This is a genomic window from Pseudomonas sp. 8(2025) (assembly GCF_052665325.1).
The window spans coordinates 24585-39220 of the sequence record NZ_JBQOIE010000012.1; the positions used below are offsets into that span (position 1 = coordinate 24585).

19 protein-coding genes are annotated in these 14636 nt (G+C 65.5%); 8 read left to right on the forward strand and 11 right to left on the reverse strand.

Features of this window, described 5'->3' with window-relative positions:
• Positions 1-326: 326 nt before the first annotated feature.
• Positions 327-584 (reverse strand): DUF3077 domain-containing protein, encoded by a 258-nt coding sequence (locus tag ACUXVH_RS21645; RefSeq protein WP_445495879.1) that lies wholly within the window; start codon positions 582-584, stop codon positions 327-329.
• Between the two features lie 290 nt (positions 585-874).
• Between ACUXVH_RS21645 and ACUXVH_RS21650 the strand changes: the two genes are divergently transcribed.
• On the forward strand, positions 875-1543 hold the full coding sequence (locus ACUXVH_RS21650) for a phytanoyl-CoA dioxygenase family protein (protein WP_445495881.1): 669 nt from the start codon (positions 875-877) through the stop codon (positions 1541-1543).
• Between the two features lie 46 nt (positions 1544-1589).
• On the opposite strand, the gene ACUXVH_RS21655 is transcribed toward ACUXVH_RS21650, so the two are convergent.
• Both ACUXVH_RS21655 and ACUXVH_RS21660 read right to left on the reverse strand, forming a co-directional pair.
• Positions 1590-1778: a DUF6360 family protein gene (locus tag ACUXVH_RS21655; protein ID WP_401403246.1), complete on the reverse strand. Its 189-nt coding sequence runs from the start codon at positions 1776-1778 to the stop codon at positions 1590-1592.
• Positions 1779-1780: 2 nt separating this feature from the next.
• A complete protein-coding gene (locus ACUXVH_RS21660; protein WP_445495883.1) occupies positions 1781-2044 on the reverse strand; it encodes a hypothetical protein in 264 nt (87 codons plus the stop codon).
• Between the two features lie 227 nt (positions 2045-2271).
• Here ACUXVH_RS21660 and ACUXVH_RS21665 point away from each other — a divergent pair, with 227 nt between their 5' ends.
• Entirely contained in the window at positions 2272-2700 is a 429-nt protein-coding gene (locus ACUXVH_RS21665) for a hypothetical protein (RefSeq protein ID WP_011060992.1), read from the forward strand.
• Positions 2701-2832: 132 nt separating this feature from the next.
• On the opposite strand, the gene ACUXVH_RS21670 is transcribed toward ACUXVH_RS21665, so the two are convergent.
• Both ACUXVH_RS21670 and ACUXVH_RS21675 read right to left on the reverse strand, forming a co-directional pair.
• Entirely contained in the window at positions 2833-3177 is a 345-nt protein-coding gene (locus ACUXVH_RS21670; protein ID WP_065363874.1) for a hypothetical protein, read from the reverse strand.
• Positions 3178-3241: 64 nt separating this feature from the next.
• Entirely contained in the window at positions 3242-4186 is a 945-nt protein-coding gene (locus ACUXVH_RS21675) for a helix-turn-helix transcriptional regulator (RefSeq protein ID WP_047336585.1), read from the reverse strand.
• A gap of 178 nt (positions 4187-4364) precedes the next feature.
• Here ACUXVH_RS21675 and ACUXVH_RS21680 point away from each other — a divergent pair, with 178 nt between their 5' ends.
• The 3 genes from ACUXVH_RS21680 to ACUXVH_RS21690 all read left to right on the forward strand — a co-directional run bounded on the left by ACUXVH_RS21680 (position 4365) and on the right by ACUXVH_RS21690 (position 6126).
• The gene (locus ACUXVH_RS21680) at positions 4365-4793 is read left to right on the forward strand and encodes a hypothetical protein (protein WP_019093807.1); all 429 of its coding nucleotides are present in this window, start codon (positions 4365-4367) and stop codon (positions 4791-4793) included.
• A gap of 66 nt (positions 4794-4859) precedes the next feature.
• Positions 4860-5480: a hypothetical protein gene (locus tag ACUXVH_RS21685; protein ID WP_445495887.1), complete on the forward strand. Its 621-nt coding sequence runs from the start codon at positions 4860-4862 to the stop codon at positions 5478-5480.
• Positions 5458-6126: a hypothetical protein gene (locus tag ACUXVH_RS21690; RefSeq protein WP_445495889.1), complete on the forward strand. Its 669-nt coding sequence runs from the start codon at positions 5458-5460 to the stop codon at positions 6124-6126. Before ACUXVH_RS21685 ends, ACUXVH_RS21690 begins: the two co-directional genes overlap by 23 nt.
• A gap of 61 nt (positions 6127-6187) precedes the next feature.
• Here ACUXVH_RS21690 and katG read toward each other — a convergent pair whose 3' ends face one another.
• The 3 genes from katG to ACUXVH_RS21705 form a co-directional block, all read right to left on the reverse strand.
• On the reverse strand, positions 6188-8368 hold the full coding sequence (gene katG, locus ACUXVH_RS21695) for a catalase/peroxidase HPI (RefSeq protein ID WP_445495891.1): 2181 nt from the start codon (positions 8366-8368) through the stop codon (positions 6188-6190).
• Between the two features lie 213 nt (positions 8369-8581).
• Positions 8582-9181, reverse strand: coding sequence for an HD domain-containing protein (locus ACUXVH_RS21700; RefSeq protein ID WP_445495893.1), 600 nt, complete (start codon positions 9179-9181; stop codon positions 8582-8584).
• Between the two features lie 129 nt (positions 9182-9310).
• A complete protein-coding gene (locus tag ACUXVH_RS21705; RefSeq protein ID WP_401020233.1) occupies positions 9311-9868 on the reverse strand; it encodes a helix-turn-helix domain-containing protein in 558 nt (185 codons plus the stop codon).
• A 189-nt stretch (positions 9869-10057) separates the two neighbouring features.
• Here ACUXVH_RS21705 and ACUXVH_RS21710 point away from each other — a divergent pair, with 189 nt between their 5' ends.
• Both ACUXVH_RS21710 and ACUXVH_RS21715 read left to right on the forward strand, forming a co-directional pair.
• Positions 10058-10399 (forward strand): low molecular weight protein tyrosine phosphatase family protein, encoded by a 342-nt coding sequence (locus ACUXVH_RS21710; RefSeq protein WP_011060983.1) that lies wholly within the window; start codon positions 10058-10060, stop codon positions 10397-10399.
• Between the two features lies 1 nt (position 10400).
• On the forward strand, positions 10401-10847 hold the full coding sequence (locus tag ACUXVH_RS21715) for a WapI family immunity protein (protein ID WP_445495896.1): 447 nt from the start codon (positions 10401-10403) through the stop codon (positions 10845-10847).
• Between the two features lie 181 nt (positions 10848-11028).
• Here ACUXVH_RS21715 and ACUXVH_RS21720 read toward each other — a convergent pair whose 3' ends face one another.
• Positions 11029-12216 (reverse strand): PrpF domain-containing protein, encoded by a 1188-nt coding sequence (locus ACUXVH_RS21720; RefSeq protein WP_220224262.1) that lies wholly within the window; start codon positions 12214-12216, stop codon positions 11029-11031.
• A gap of 410 nt (positions 12217-12626) precedes the next feature.
• On the opposite strand from ACUXVH_RS21720, the gene ACUXVH_RS21725 reads away from it, so the two are divergent.
• Positions 12627-13214 carry an AidA/PixA family protein gene (locus ACUXVH_RS21725; RefSeq protein WP_019093798.1) on the forward strand — a complete coding sequence of 196 codons (588 nt, stop codon included), beginning with the start codon at positions 12627-12629 and terminating at the stop codon, positions 13212-13214.
• Between the two features lie 45 nt (positions 13215-13259).
• On the opposite strand, the gene ACUXVH_RS21730 is transcribed toward ACUXVH_RS21725, so the two are convergent.
• Both ACUXVH_RS21730 and ACUXVH_RS21735 read right to left on the reverse strand, forming a co-directional pair.
• The gene (locus ACUXVH_RS21730) at positions 13260-13880 is read right to left on the reverse strand and encodes a LysE family translocator (RefSeq protein ID WP_011060979.1); all 621 of its coding nucleotides are present in this window, start codon (positions 13878-13880) and stop codon (positions 13260-13262) included.
• A gap of 87 nt (positions 13881-13967) precedes the next feature.
• Complete coding sequence (locus ACUXVH_RS21735; RefSeq protein WP_373940193.1) at positions 13968-14618, reverse strand: DUF2239 family protein; 651 nt, start codon at positions 14616-14618, stop codon at positions 13968-13970.
• Between the last annotated feature and the right edge of the window lie 18 nt (positions 14619-14636).

Genomic DNA, 14636 nt, shown 5'->3' on the forward strand with positions numbered 1-14636 from the left:
CCAGGGAAAACCTACCCTCCTAATGCAAGACTGTCCAGAAAATTGATATCAAAAGGCTATCCAGCTTTGTCCATCTTCCCCTTCAATTTGCTGACTGCGTATCTGATTCAGCTTGGAACGTACCTAATCCAGTGGCACCTAAAAATGGCCGGAGAGGGGGAAAATCTCGCTTGACGACAAGCACTTGTTTTGAGCCCCATACGAAACAGACTTAAGGGGTCGTGCCCAACTGTGACAACCTCAAAAGCCAGAAAAGCCGTCTATTGCCAGCAATAAACGGCTCATTTATCTACGTCGTGCAATGACGCCTTAGCTCAAAATCGCTCCTAACCCACCCCCAAATCATCAATCACCGCCTTCCCCATCTCCGCCAAAAAGTACGCAGCCCACGCATACCGCTCCCCCTGCTCTTCCATAGCCGCATCCAGCGCAAGTTTTTTAGCGTAGTACAACAGCGTCGAAGCCTGCTCCAACGCCTGCTGCAAAGGCACATCCGCATTAACGCGAAACAACGTCAGTTCAGGATCGGCACATTGGCCAAAGGTGACAAAGCCTTGGGTTTTGATCGAGTTTGAATGGCTCACCGTGCACCTCCCGCCAAGGTCTGGCAGCAGAGGTTTTTGAGCGGAGGAAGGCGAAAGGAACAGCAGCAAACTTCACACAGATTACCGGCAGACATGATTGAAACTCCCTGATCAACAGTGTGCCTGCATCTGATCGGGTTCTCAGGCCCGGTCGCTGATTTTGCAGCGACCGCAGCAGACTAGGCGCTCTGCTCAGGGTCCGGCAACCGCTAAACCGTAGCCGGTTATGTCGTTCGGATTAGCGAGCCGTTATGCTCTCCCCCACCCCGGATAAGGACATCTGCCCCCTCATGATCGACCGCGAACAACTCCATCAAAACGGTTACCAGTTGCTGCGTCAGGCGGTGCCCGCCGACTGGCTGGATGAGCTGCGGGCCACGTTCGAGGCGGGGGTGATTGGGCCCGAGCGATGGCCGGTGCCTCGGGGGCCTGACTGGCGTCATGCGCTGGTGGATCTGGATGCACGGGTGCAGGCGGTGTGTCGCTTGCCGGCGGTGTTGGCGGTGGCCGGGGAGTTGATCGGGGAAGGCTTTTTTCTGGCGCAGGTGGAGGGCCGCGAGCCGTTGGCGGGGGGTGGTCATCAGGTATTGCACCGGGATCTGTCGGAGCAGCGCCTCGGTGACCGGGTCACGGCGCTGGTCTATCTCGATGACTATGGGCCGGCCAATGGCGCGACGCGCATCGTGCCCGGCAGTCATCGCCCCGGGGAGCGGTTGGCGCCCTTCGATTTCAGTGATGAATCCCGGGTGGTGCAGTTGGCGGGCAATGCGGGGGACGTGCTGCTGTTCGATGCCGATCTGGTGCATGGGGCCAGTCTGAACCCCAGTGGTGCGCGCCGCCGCAGCTTGCTGGTCAGCTATTGCGCCCTGGGGCTGTATGAGTCCCATCTGCAGACGCTGGGCCTGCGTGCTATCCGCATGGACACCCGCGAGCGCTTCGAGCCGGCGGACTTTGTCTGAGTGGGCTCGGGCGCGAGGTGTTCGTCAGCCGCAGCGTGGCGCTCATTCAGTCGGCCAGGCGGCCGGCCAAACGTTGCAGTGCCTGGGCCAGTTCCAGGGCCTGTTCTGCCGTCAGTTCCACCGGGTCGTTGTGCGGGCTGATGGCCTTGAGATGAATGGCACTGCCCTGCTCTATCCATAGGCGCACGTCGCCGTCGCTGCTCTCGAAATAATCCGTTGTGCAGTCAATCGGCATGCTCATTCACCTTGTGCGTGGGCGCTGGCCAGTTCCAGCAGGCGGGTGAAGTTGGCGATGGCGAAATACAGGTCATCGCGGGTGTCGCCGTCCCAGTCTTCCACCGCTTCGCGGGCGGCCTTGAGTGAGGCGATGCGGGTCTGGATCTCGGCGATTTCCTCGGCGCCGCACTGGGTGGCGATGGCCTCCCAGCGTTCCTGGGGAATGTTTTGCTGGATCGACAGCCCGGCTTGGGCTTGGGCAATCAGTGCGGTGAGTTGGCTCATGGGGCTGGGTCCTGATGAGGCGGGAAGTTGACCGGCGGCCTTGCCGGGCCAGTGCATCGCTCAAGCGCGTGCGGGGCGCCGAGGCGGCGGATGGTAACCCACTCGCGGGTGGCCCGGCGTGGGTTGTGCGCGAAGGTTTTTTACCCCGCCTGTTGCCTTGGGTGCTTGGCAGCGCCGCATGGGTCGGCTTCAATAACCGCCCCTTTTCATGTTCAGGAGCTAGAAGGATGCAGCTTTATTACCGTTGGGCGGCCGCATGGGTCATGGCGTGGGTACTGGGAACCGGGCTGGCCCAGGCCGAGGAACGGCCACAGGTGGCGGACAAGATCCTGGCCTATACCGGGCCGCACGGGGTGAAGGTCTGGACCTTGCGCATCGGTGAGCGCAGCGCCAATCAGGCGCTGGTGCAGGTGGAAGACGCCGACCACGACTGGAACATGCGTATTCAGAAAATGAACGTGGAGCAAACCGATCGCGACACCCGTTACTTCACTCAGGTGGACGGGCAGAAGTTCGTGGTGCTGCTGCTTCAGGAAGGCTATGGCGAGTTGCATCTGCCGGGTGAGGCCAAGCCGCTGAAGGTGGGTTATGACAGCAACCTGTCCAGCTATGGCGATGCCCAGGCGTTTCTCAATGAGTACCTCAAGGCGAAGTAAAGCGTCGGGCGGCCGTGACCGCTCTGTAACAACGCCTCCCTAGGGAGGCGTTGTCGTTTTTCCCCGTGTGCATCCCTCTCAACGCAGATCAAACCGGTTCTGGTTCATGACGCTGAGGGCCCGGCCCCTTTCTTATGAACTCTGGATGATCAGGGCCCCGGCCATCAGGTCTTCGTCATCAATGCCTTGCTTCAATAGCAGGTAGCAGGCTCCACCGACCAAAATGCCCTTGTGCCTTGGAGCTGCCCTGTTCAGCCGGGAGTTGTTGATCTGCAGCACATAGTTCAAGCCTGGGCGTGTCTCTTGACCCTGAATCCAGGCGGGTATTCCGGCGATCTTGGCCAGGCCGTTTTCGTCGCTGTCCTGCCCCGGATTTTCAACCACTTCGATTCGCCGCGCCGGGGTGATGGGCTGTCCGTAACCATCCACCTGTCGCGCCGCGGGTCTGTAGGCCAGCACCTTGCCGCCCTCTTGCATGGCTTGATCGATGTAGGTATCGCTGACGATCGAGTAAGGCGTAAGGGGCTGGGGTGCGCCTGCGCTAGCCTTCCGCGCCGGGCGGATGGCCAAAGTGGGCCTTGTAGGCGTGGTTGAAATTGGCCGGGTTGGCGTAGCCCAGGCGGTAGGCGATCTGCGCCACGTGCCATTTGCGCTGGCGCAACAGGGTGCGTGCCAGCTCCATGCGTTGGCGCCGCACATACTGCAGCATCGACTGGCCGAATACCTGGGCAAAGGCGCGGCGCAGGGTGGTCTCCCCTACCCCCAGTTGCTGGGCCAACGCCTGGCTGCCGGGCGGGTCCAGCAGGTGGGCGTCGAGCTGGCGACGGGCTTCGTGGGCCAGGTCCAGTTGCCCCCGCACCGTGGGCGCCGCAGGGCGCTGGCCCTGGAGGTGCACCGCCAGTTCCACCAGCACCGCCAGGCTCAGGCTTTCCTGGTGCAGGCGTTGCAGGGCGCCCTGGTACGGCGCTTGGTAGAGCCGCTCCAGCAAGCTGCCCAGCGCCCGGCAGCGTTGAAACTGGCGAAAGCGGATGCCGTCGTCCAGCAGGCCGAGCAAGGGCTGCAGCGTCGGGTCTTCCTCGGCCAGTTCCCGCAGATAGCTACCGGCGATACGCAGGCCGGCCATGCGCGCGTGGCTGCCGGCGGGCATCTGGTCCAGCGCTTCCATGGTTTCGCTCAGGCCCAGGGCCTGGGGCGCGCCGGGGGTGTAGTGGTGGAGCTGGCCGTCGATCCGGTGCTGCCATTGCCCGGCCAGCACCTGGACGATGCACAGGCTGTCGGGCAATACCTTGTGGATGCGCAGCGGATCGGGGAATTGCAGGTTGCAGTCGAAGTACTGCAAGTGCGGGCGCACGGTGCGGGCGCGGTAGTGGCCGACGGCGCTGCCCATCACCCGCCGGGCACTGGGGTCGAACACCCCGGCGCGGGCCAGGCCAACCGGCCGGTCGAAGCAGAATTGTGTATCGAGGTAGGGGTTCCAGCATTCCATCGGCAAAGCGGGTCCATGGGGGTGGTTGCTACGGCGGCCAATGGTAACTCACTCACACTTTGCGCAGCGGTGGTTGTGAGCGTCGGAATTTTTCTTGTGAATGACGGCCAAAGCGCTTGGCAGGGCAGCAGGTGCCGACTTCAATGAACGGCTTTTTCAGATGTCAGGAGTGTGAACAATGCAGCTTTATTGCAGATGGGCGGCCGTGTGGGCCATGGCGCTGGCCTTGGGAACCGGCCTGGCCCAAGCCGATGAACGGCCCCCGGTGGCGGATAAGCTGGCGGCCTATGTCGGCCAGCAGGGGGTGAAGGTCTGGACCTTGCGCATCGGTGAGCGCAGTGAGCATCAGGCCCTGGTGCAGGTGGAGGACGTGGATCACGACTGGAACCTGCGCATCCAGAAAATGGCCGTGGAAAAGACCGCCAGGGATACCCGCTACGCCACGACCGTCGACGGGCAGAAATTCGTGGTGCTGGTGCTCCAGGAGGGTTGGGGCGAGCTGTACCTGCCGGGTGAGGCCGCGCCGGTGCGGGTGCGCTATGACGAGAACCTGTCGAGCCAGGGCGATGCCCAGGCGTTCCTTACCGACTATCTCAAGGCCCGGTAAGCCCTGGGGGAGCGCCGGCACCCAGGCGCTCGGCCGCTTTGTTTTCTGTGAATCAAGGACTTGTTTATGACTTCATCGCTGCAACCCGATGCATCCCGCGACGCTCAGCGCGAACAGGTGATCGCCCAGCTCCAACAGGTGATCCAGCGTGTGCCCGAGCAGAGCGAATTCACCAACACGCGCCGCTATCAATTGCTGGGCCCGCTGTTCACGCTGATTTCGCTGGGCATGCTGGCCTGGGGTATCCAGCAGGGCAAGACCGGCATGTTGCTCTGCGGGCTGTTTCTGTCCGCGTTGTTCGCCCTGGTGACCTGGCAGCATCGCCACGCCGGCCAGCATGCCTTCATGCGGTTGACCCGGCGCCAGCTGTTCGTGGATTCCCTGAGTGCACCGGTCAACCTGACGGACGTGGTGGATGCCCATGTCAAGGATGAGGGGCTGCTGACCCTGCAGCAGCTGACCCTGCGCCCGGGCAGCCCGCTGCCGACCCACAGGCCCGTGCGCCAGTTGTTCGGCAACCAGGCCATGGCGCTCAAAAGCCCCGAACCTCACATTCGCATCCATTCCGCCGGGTTGATGAGCGGGGGGCGCAAACTGGCCATCGATGACATCGCCGCGCTGTTGGACGCCTACTGCCAGGCGGCCAATGCACAGCAACAGCTGGATGAGTTGCAAGGCCGTGGATAACGCCGAAAAAGAAGCCTTGTTGCTGCAACTGCAGGCCGATGCCGACGGCCCCCGGCGCCGCTGCGAGATTCGTGAGCGCTCCCTTGGGCAAGCGGTCATGCTGGCCCTGCTCTCGCTGCTGCTGGTGCTGTTGGGCGGCTGGCTGGCCAGCCTGCCTTCGGCCTGGCAGTTGCGCTCTGCCCAGCTGTGGTTTTGGCTGCCCGGGGCGCTGATGCTGGGCGCCGGGCTTGTGGGCCTGGCGGCGGCCGAAGCCCTGCGCCGGCGGCATGGCCAGCAGGTGCTGGCGCTGACCCCCGACACCCTGCAGTTCGCCAATGCGCCCGCCCCCACTCCCTGGGTGTGCTTCGATGGTTTCGAACTGGAGCAGCGCTACCTGAGCCTGGGGCTGGTGTTCTCGGTGATCGCCGGTAGCCGTGCGCCGGCCCTGGCACCAGCCTGCTTCAAGTCCCTGGCCGCGCCCCATGCCTGGCCGGTGGCCGCGGGCATGCGCGTGCGGTTGTGGCTGTTCAACCCGATGCTCGATGGCCAGCGCCTGGATTTCCAAGCCCTGACCGACCTGCTCTACGCCTACCTGAATGCGGCCCAGGCCCGCAGCACCCTGGGCCAACTGTTCCCGGAGGTGCAACGGGTGGGGGCAACGCAGTAGCCGGGCCAGTAAAAACGCCTCCCTAGGGAGGCGTTGTCGTATTACCCGGTTTGCTCCCGTTTTAGCGCAGATCGAACCGATCCAGGTTCATCACCTTGTCCCAGGCCGCCACAAAGTCCTTCACGAACTGCTCACCCGCATCCGCCGCCGCATACACCTCGGCCAGGGCCCGCAGTTGCGAGTTGGAACCCAGCAGCAGGTCGACCCGGGTGCCGCTCCATTTGTACTGTCCCGTGGCGCGGTCGCTGCCCTCGTACAGGTCGCGGGCCTCGGACTGGGGTTTCCATTGGGTGCCCATGTCCAGCAGGTTGACGAAGAAGTCGTTGCTCAAGGTGCCCGGGCGCGAGGTGAATACACCGTGGGGCGATTGCCCGACGTTGGCCCCCAGCACTCGCAGGCCGCCCAGCAGCACGGTCAGTTGCGGGGCGGTCAGGGTCAGCAGTTGCGCTCTGTCCACCAGCAGGGCTTCGGCGGTGACGCCGCTGACGGGTTTGAGGTAGTTGCGGAAGCCGTCGGCCACCGGTTCCAGCACGGCGAAGGATTCGACGTCAGTCTGTTCCTGGCTGGCGTCCATGCGCCCCGGGGCGAAGGGCACGCTGATGCTGTAGCCGGCATTTTTCGCTGCCAGTTCCACCGCCGCGCAACCGCCGAGGACGATCAGGTCCGCCAGGGATACGCGCTTGCCAGTGCTTTGCGCGCTGTTGAAGGCGCTCTGCACCCCTTCCAGGCCTTGCAGCACCTGGGCCAGTTGCTGCGGTTGGTTGACCTCCCAGTCCTTCTGCGGGGCCAGGCGAATCCGTGCGCCGTTGGCGCCGCCGCGCTTGTCCGAGCCGCGGAAGGTCGAGGCCGAGGCCCAGGCGGTGGACACCAGTTGCGCCACGGACAGGCCGGAATTGAGGATCTGGCCCTTGAGCTGCTGGATGTCCTGGGCGTCGATCAGCGGGTGGTTCACCGCCGGAATCGGGTCTTGCCAGATCAGTTCCTCGGCCGGCACTTCCGGGCCCAGGTAGCGGGCGCGCGGGCCCATGTCACGGTGGGTGAGTTTGAACCAGGCCCGGGAGAAGGCTTCGGCCAGTTGCTCGGGGTGCTCATGGAAGCGCCGGGAGATCGCCTCGTAGGCCGGGTCGAAGCGCAACGACAGGTCGGTGGTGAGCATCGACGGGGGGCGGCGTTTGTTCGGGTCGTGGGGGTCGGGCACGCTGTCGGCCCCGGCGCCGGCTTTGGGCCGCCACTGGTGGGCGCCGGCGGGGCTGGTGGTCAGTTCCCATTCGAAGCCGAACAGGTGGTCGAAGAAGTCATTGCTCCAGCGGGTCGGGGTGGTGGTCCAGATCACTTCCAGGCCGCTGGTGATGGCGTCGCCACCGACGCCTGTGCCGAAGCTGCTTTTCCAGCCCAGGCCCTGCTCTTCCAGGCCGGCGGCTTCCGGTTCCGGGCCGACGTGGCTCGCCGGGCCGGCGCCGTGGGTCTTGCCGAAGGTATGGCCACCGGCGATCAGGGCCACGGTTTCTTCATCGTTCATGGCCATGCGGGCGAAGGTTTCGCGGATGTCCCGGGCCGCCGCCAGCGGGTCGGGGTTGCCGTTGGGGCCTTCCGGGTTGACGTAGATCAGGCCCATCTGCACCGCCCCCAGGGGATTCTCCAGCTCGCGGTCGCCGCTGTAGCGCTGGTCGCCGAGCCAGGTGGTTTCGCTGCCCCAGTAGACGTTGTCTTCCGGCTCCCAGACGTCCTGGCGGCCACCGGCAAAGCCGAAGGTTTTAAAACCCATGGACTCCAGGGCGACGTTGCCGGTGAGGATGATCAGGTCGGCCCAGGAGATCTTGCGCCCGTACTTCTGCTTGATCGGCCAGATCAGCCGCCGCGCCTTGTCCAGGCTGACGTTGTCCGGCCAGCTGTTGAGCGGGGCGAAGCGCTGCTGCCCGCCCCCGGCGCCGCCACGGCCATCGGCGATGCGGTAGGTGCCGGCGCTGTGCCAGGCCATACGGATGAACAGCGGGCCGTAGTGGCCGAAATCCGCCGGCCACCAGGGTTGGGAGTCGGTCATCAACGCCTGCAGGTCGCGCTTCACCGCGGCCAGGTCCAGGCTGTTGAATTCGGCGGCGTAGTCGAAGTCCTCGGCCATGGGGTCGGACAGGCGCGAGTGCTGGTGGAGGATCTTCAGGTTCAGTTGGCCGGGCCACCAGTCACGGTTGCTGGTGCCTTCGCCGGCGGTGTGTTTGAACGGACACTTGGATTCGTTGGACATGGGACTCTCCTTCGGTCATCCCTACCCGGCTGCTCGATATGGGCCCGAGGCTGGACGTGCGTATGAAAAGCGTAGTGAACGGCAAGCGAAGGTAAAAATAGACCCGCTTGATGACCCTGGCAGAAAAAAACCATGACGCCTGCAAGGTTTCTGCGCGGGGCGCCCTGCCCCCTGGGAACCTCCCTGGATCTGGCGAGCGGCGCCCGGGCTTGTTTAGCGCAGCCGATGCTGAACCGCGGCCTGAGCCTGGGCGTCCAGGCGGCGCTGGGTGTCGGCATCGATCTGCTGGCGCAGGGCCTGGAACAGTGGGCTGGCGTCGGTGTAGCGGCGGCCGTAGCCGAGATTGAAGCGGTAGTCGAAACCCGCCGGGTTCTGGCCCTGGGTGTGTTGCAGCAGGGTTTCCAGCTTGTCCAGGGCCTTGACCGCGCGCGCCTCGTTGCTGGCGGCGCCTTCGTATTCGTCCCACAGCTCCAGCAGGTGCTCGCGGGTCGGGGCGTCCAGGGCTCGGGCCAGCAGTTGCAGGTCCGCGCGCTCCTGCGGGCTCTTGTCCGGGTGGGCGGCCTGGGCCACCGCCGGGATATCGCCGTGAATGGCCTCCCCCAGGTCGTGAACGATGCACAGCTTCAGCACCCGCAGCAGGTCCAGGTCCCCCAGTTGGTCTTCGAACAGCAGCGCCATCAGGCACAGGCGCCAGCTGTGCTCGGCGGTGCTTTCCTGGCGGCCGCTGGAGGTGTGGGCGCTGCGCAGCACGTCCTTGAGTTTTTCCGCTTCACGGAGGAATTCAATGCGGCCACTGAGAAGTTCACTGTTCATGGAAAGACCTGCGCGGGGGGGCAAAACACAGCCGGCACTGAAAGGCGGCGAGCGATGGCCAACCAGACTAGCCAAGGGGTGCTGCCGGGGCCACGGATAAAATATGCGTGGCGTGCCTCGACAAGCGCTTCAGAGGGTTTCCACCAGCCGCACAGCGTTGCCGTCGGACAGGTTGAGGCGGGTCCAGCGGCACTGGCTGGGGGCGATGGGCACGATGGCCGAATCGTTGTGGCCGCTGAAGAATTCCAGGGACGGCGGCGCCAGCACTTCGCGCCAGCCCAGGTCATCCAGGGCGGCTTCCTTGCGCACGATTTCCTCGGTGCAGAAGCCCCACAGGGATTGCCCCAGCAGCTCACTCAAGGGCACGCCGAACTGCCCGGCGCGGGTGGCGGAACAGGCCAGCAGGCGGTGGGTCAGGTCGCACACCAGGTGCACGGCGCGCGGGCTGTCATTCACCAGCCGCGCCAGGGCCTGATCGGCGGCGGCGCTGAGGTTGGCCGCCAGCAGTTGCTCCAAGCGCGCACGCTCTGCCGGTTCCATGGCTTGCCGGCCGTTTTCCCAACGGGAAATGCTCGACTGCGCCACGCCGAACAGCTCTGCGGCGTGCTGCTGCTTGACCCGGTGCAACAGGCGCCAGCGCCTGAGGGCCAGGCCCAGATGGGGGGAGGTGAACGGGGCTGCGGGCATGGAATGAGTGATAGGGGTAAAGGGGCCGACAGTTTCGCAGCCCCGGCGCTTGACGGGCAACTGGCGCTGACCCACGCCATTCGCCCGGCCCGCCACAAGTTGCTGGACAGTGCAGTAAAAGCCCCGAAAAATCAGCGTCTTTGCCCTGCCCTCTACGGGCCGGGCGTCTGTGCCAAGGAGTTCGGCCCAATGCTCAATGTCCTGTTTGTCTGCAGCCAGAACAAGCTGCGCAGCCCCACCGCCGAGCAGCTGTTCGCCGACTGGCCGGGGATCGAGACCGCTTCGGCGGGGCTCAACCACGATGCCGAAGTGCCCCTGGGCCCGGAGCTGGTGCAATGGGCCGGGCTGATTCTGGTGATGGAAACCCGGCACCGGGAAAAACTGCGCAAGCGCTTCAAGGCGCAGTTGAACAACCAGCAGATTGTCTGCCTGAACATTCCCGATGATTACGAGTTCATGGACCCGGAGCTGATCCAGTTGCTGCAGCAGAAGGTGCCGCAGTTTCTTCCCGATGGCGGCGAGGCTCGCTGATATGCCCCTGATATTCAGGGCCCCACCTGAGCTGCGGGTGGAGCTGGACATCCTTGGCTACCAGTTCCCTGGCAGCCACGATCACCTGGACGCCAACTGGCTGATGGTGCAGGGCCGCATCGAGCATCCCCAGGGCGACTGGCGTTTCAAGGATGCCTGCCTGAGGACTCATGAGCTCGATCAATTGGCCCAGTGGCTACAGGCCCTGGATCAGCCCGAAGGCCCTCCCCGGCCCTGCTGGTTCACCGAGCCCTGCCTGGCGTTTCACTACCTGGGCGGCCCCGAGCCGCAGATCCAGATCCACTTTTGCCTTGAAGCCGCACCGCCCTGGCTGAACCCGGAGCAACGGCTGGACGGCTGCCAAGTGACGCTGCCCCTGGCCTGCAATGCCGTGCCTCGGCTGCTGGCAGGGCTGGATGCCCTGCGCCGGGATTTCCCCCAGCGCTGAACCACAGCCGCCCGTCTGTAGCCGCTGCCGCAGGCTGCGATAGGCACCGAAGGGGCCTAGGCGCCAGGGGGATCGCCTGCGAGCCTGCGGCTCGTGCGCAGCCTTCGGCAGCGGCTACAAGAAGCGGGGCACGCGCAGGGTTGGACTCTGTGTGGCCGCGAAGGAGCCTCGGTGGTGGTGGTTAGACGGAGCCGAGGGCGGCGATCAACGCTGGGGAGGCGTTGTACAGCGGCGTGCTGCCCTGCAACAGGATCTGCGCGCTGCGCCGGTAGGCGGCGCCATCGATCAGCAGCTCCCCACCGGCCAGCCGGGCATTGATCAGGGTCTCCAGCACTCCGGCGGGGTTTTCAATTGCCAGCGGGTACTCGCCCGGCTCCTCGCCTAGCACCGGCGCCCGCGCCAACAAGGCATGGGCCACGGTGCCCTCGGCCAGGCAGGCCGCCGCCAGGCAGCAACCGCCGGACACCGCCAGGGACGGGTGGGCGTTCTGCGGGGTGAAGTAGCGGGTGGCAATATCCCCACCCTCCCGCGCCGGGCTGACGATGCAGATCTTCGGGATGGTTTCGCTGCGCCGCAGGTCGTCGGCGCTCATCAGGCTGCCATCGCGCTTGCGCAGGCCCATGCGCAACCCGCCCAGCACCATCAGTTCCAGCAGGCGCGCCTTGAATTGCGGGTCGGCGTCCAGCTGGGCCGGGGTTTCCTCGCCGGTCTTGCCCAGGTCCGCCGCGCGCAGGATGACCATGGGCACCGCCACGTCGATGCAGGTGGCGGCGATGCCGTCCAGCAGGTCCACCCGTTTGCCGGTGGGGAACAGCGCGCCGGTCTTGGCCCCCACCGGCTTGTCGAGAAACAGGTCGACCCCGGGAAACACCCCGTTGACCCCGGGAATCCGCGTGTCGCTCAGCAGCCGGCCATTGGCGAAGCCCAGGCGCGCATACATCGTGGTCTGGGTGTTGCTGTTGTAGATCTCGATCTGCCCACCGCCCTCCCCGGGCTCCAGCCAGCCGCGCTGCAGGGCGTACAACGGCAGGGCCGCGGACATGTTGCCGCAGTTGACGCTCCAGTCGATGGCGCTCTTGCCCGCCGCCAGTTGCGCCAGGGTGCTGACCATGCGCGTCTCGCCGGGGCGGCGCTCGACGATGAACACCTTGTTGCTGGTGGGCCCGCCGCGCCCCAGGCCGGTGATCTGGCTGTTGCCCGGCCACTCGCCCTGCAGCGGCACGCCCATCAGGTGGCGCAGCAACTCTTCCACCAGCGCTTCGTCCCGGGGCAGCGCTTCGCGGGCCAGGATCAGCCCGGTGGAGGTGCCGCCACGGGCGTGGCACACGGGGAATTCAGGGATGGCAGCAGGCTTGGGCAGATCAGGCATGGCGGGCGCCTCCAGGGTGGGCGAATGGAGCAGCCCCTTGTCGCACGGGCAACGGGCGGCAGCGCAGCATGATAAACCGTCGCGGCCGATCCCGGGGCCTGTCGCTTGGCGATCCGGGGTCGCCCGATTGCACATCGTGCCCGGGGCCGATCAGACCTGGGCCTTGGCACGGGTGCTACAGGCTTGTAGCCCGAAGCGGCCAGGACGCCCTCGCGGCGCTTTTTTGACCGGCCCATTTGACTAACAGTCTTGAGCTTCTAGATTCCACTGGCGACCTCATGGAAGTGCATTTCGCCCGGTGCCCGACAGCTGTTGCGCCGCGCCCGGATGCTCGGTGGCCGCACGCTGCACAGCCGATGACACCCGGGCCTGGATCGCCAGGCCCATAGCGCGACAACAGGGAGCCGGACATGAACGAAAACATCGTGGATATCCTTGTCACCATTGACGTGGACACCATTCTGGAAAGCAACGGCAAGACCTTCGACGGCGGCAACACGCTGACCTTGAGCCAGCACAGCGCCACCCCCACCCAGCTCTACAACTACTACAGCAACGGCCAGCGCCTGTCCGACCAGGTGGTCTACATGGTGGCCCGCCGCGACAACACCGACGGGCCGGACGGCGGCTCCGAACTGGCGGTCAACCTGCGTCAGGGGGACATTGTCCGCTGGCGCGCCACCAGCCTGTCCAAGGGCATGTACAACGCGGTGCTGCTGTACCAGTACACCCAGACCAACCCGATACCGAGTGCCGGCAATCCGCCCTATCTGACCGACGTCACGCCGGTGGTCCTGGACAGCACGCCGCTGCCCATCATCGACAAGGACAACCCGGCCGGGCAGCCCATCGCGCAAAGCGTGCAGAACTACTACTGGCAGGCCAACGCCACCCGGGTCGGCTCGCGCATTACCTACACCTGGGCCTTCATGATCCTGGACAGCAACAACAAGGTGATCGCCTACTGCTCCTGGGACCCGTACTTCTCCATCCACTGATGGCCATGGCCTCTCCCCGTTGCGGGGAGAGGCTTGCTCCAGGCTTCAGGCGCGCCGGGCCAGCAACAGCACCGAGGCCGCCGCCGACAGCAACGCCGCGCAGCAACGATTGAACAGGCGCTTGCCCGCAGGCTCGCTGAACCAGCGGCGCATGTGCAGGCCCATCAGCGCATAGGCGCTGATGGCGATCCACTCCAGCAGCAGGAACAACAGCCCCAGCACCAGGAACTGCGAACCCACTGGCGCCCCGGGCTCGACGAACTGCGGCAGAAACGCGGTGAAGATCAGGATCGCCTTGGGATTGCCGATGGCCACCAGAAATTCCTGCCGGCTGAGGGCCAGCAGCCCGGACACCCGGCTGCGCTCCGCACTCTGCACCTGGGGGTCCGCGGTCCACAGCTGATAGGCCAGGTACAGCAGGTAGCCCGCGCCGAGAATCTTGATCCCGTAGAACAGCAGCTCCGAGGCTTGCAGCACCACCGCCAGGCCGGCGGCGGCCAGCGCGATCATCAGGGCGAACGCTGCCAGGCGGCCGATGCCCGCCAGGCACGAGGTGCGAAAACCGTAGGTGCTGGCATTGCGCACCGACAGCAGGTTGTTCGGCCCGGGGGCCATGTTCAGGGCGAAACAGGCCGGGAGAAATAGCGCCAGGGTGGCGAGGTTCATAGGCACTCCAGAATCGGCAAGGCGTCGTTGTTGACCGGCAAGGAACATAAAACGCCTGGGCCCCGGGACACAAGCCAGCCCCGGCGATTACGCCCCGGCCAGGCGCAAGGCATAGGCACGGATGTCCTGCGGCCAGTCCTCGATGCACTGTTGCAGGCGCGCCAGGTCCGCGGCGAACAGCGCCCGGGTGGCTTCTTCATAACCGGGAAGATCGCCGCCCATGGCCAGCATGAACTGGTAGGCCGCCTCTTGCGCGGCCCGCTGGCGCTGCGGTTCGGCGCCATGGCGCCGGGCTTCGTCCACCAGCCGGCGCAGCACCGCCGAGGCGCCACCGGGCTGCTCGGCCAGCCAGTCCCACTGGCGCGGCAACAGGGTCACTTCCCGAGCGATGACCCCCAGCTTGGGTCGCCCCCGCCCCCGGGGCGCAGCCTCTTCGCCCTCGACCGGCGCAGCAGCAGGCTGGCGCGGGCGATAGCGCCCGTTGCCCGGCGCCGGCGTGGCGGCCAGGCGCTGGCGCACTTCGTCCGGGGAGCCCCGCAGGTCGAGGTCGATGACCCGGCCGCTGGCATCGTCGAACACCAGCAACGGCTGCGGCGCCGCCTCTTCGCTGGCACGCTTGACCGCCAGCGCGACCTCCAGCAACGGGCCGGCCGCCAGCACCTGCTGGGCCTGAAACGCAGTGACGGGTTGGGTAAGTGAGTCGGACATGGTTATGGCCTCAAGGAAACGAGGCTGCATATTACCCGGGTATTAATA

Bases quoted from the DNA above. Each gene is read 5' to 3' on its own strand.
- ACUXVH_RS21650 (WP_445495881.1), top strand. From the start codon at position 875: ATGATCGACCGCGAACAACTCCATCAAAACGGTTACCAGTTGCTGCGT.
- ACUXVH_RS21715 (WP_445495896.1), top strand. From the start codon at position 10,401: ATGCCCCTGATATTCAGGGCCCCACCTGAGCTGCGGGTGGAGCTGGAC.
- ACUXVH_RS21665 (WP_011060992.1), top strand. From the start codon at position 2,272: ATGCAGCTTTATTACCGTTGGGCGGCCGCATGGGTCATGGCGTGGGTA.
- ACUXVH_RS21735 (WP_373940193.1), bottom strand. From the start codon at position 14,618: ATGCAGCCTCGTTTCCTTGAGGCCATAACCATGTCCGACTCACTTACC.
- ACUXVH_RS21725 (WP_019093798.1), top strand. From the start codon at position 12,627: ATGAACGAAAACATCGTGGATATCCTTGTCACCATTGACGTGGACACC.
- ACUXVH_RS21705 (WP_401020233.1), bottom strand. From the start codon at position 9,868: ATGCCCGCAGCCCCGTTCACCTCCCCCCATCTGGGCCTGGCCCTCAGG.
- ACUXVH_RS21675 (WP_047336585.1), bottom strand. From the start codon at position 4,186: ATGGAATGCTGGAACCCCTACCTCGATACACAATTCTGCTTCGACCGG.
- ACUXVH_RS21690 (WP_445495889.1), top strand. From the start codon at position 5,458: ATGAGTTGCAAGGCCGTGGATAACGCCGAAAAAGAAGCCTTGTTGCTG.
- ACUXVH_RS21655 (WP_401403246.1), bottom strand. From the start codon at position 1,778: ATGCCGATTGACTGCACAACGGATTATTTCGAGAGCAGCGACGGCGAC.
- katG (WP_445495891.1), bottom strand. From the start codon at position 8,368: ATGTCCAACGAATCCAAGTGTCCGTTCAAACACACCGCCGGCGAAGGC.
- ACUXVH_RS21700 (WP_445495893.1), bottom strand. From the start codon at position 9,181: ATGAACAGTGAACTTCTCAGTGGCCGCATTGAATTCCTCCGTGAAGCG.
- ACUXVH_RS21660 (WP_445495883.1), bottom strand. From the start codon at position 2,044: ATGAGCCAACTCACCGCACTGATTGCCCAAGCCCAAGCCGGGCTGTCG.
- ACUXVH_RS21710 (WP_011060983.1), top strand. From the start codon at position 10,058: ATGCTCAATGTCCTGTTTGTCTGCAGCCAGAACAAGCTGCGCAGCCCC.
- ACUXVH_RS21685 (WP_445495887.1), top strand. From the start codon at position 4,860: ATGACTTCATCGCTGCAACCCGATGCATCCCGCGACGCTCAGCGCGAA.
- ACUXVH_RS21720 (WP_220224262.1), bottom strand. From the start codon at position 12,216: ATGCCTGATCTGCCCAAGCCTGCTGCCATCCCTGAATTCCCCGTGTGC.
- ACUXVH_RS21670 (WP_065363874.1), bottom strand. From the start codon at position 3,177: ATGCAAGAGGGCGGCAAGGTGCTGGCCTACAGACCCGCGGCGCGACAG.
- ACUXVH_RS21730 (WP_011060979.1), bottom strand. From the start codon at position 13,880: ATGAACCTCGCCACCCTGGCGCTATTTCTCCCGGCCTGTTTCGCCCTG.
- ACUXVH_RS21680 (WP_019093807.1), top strand. From the start codon at position 4,365: ATGCAGCTTTATTGCAGATGGGCGGCCGTGTGGGCCATGGCGCTGGCC.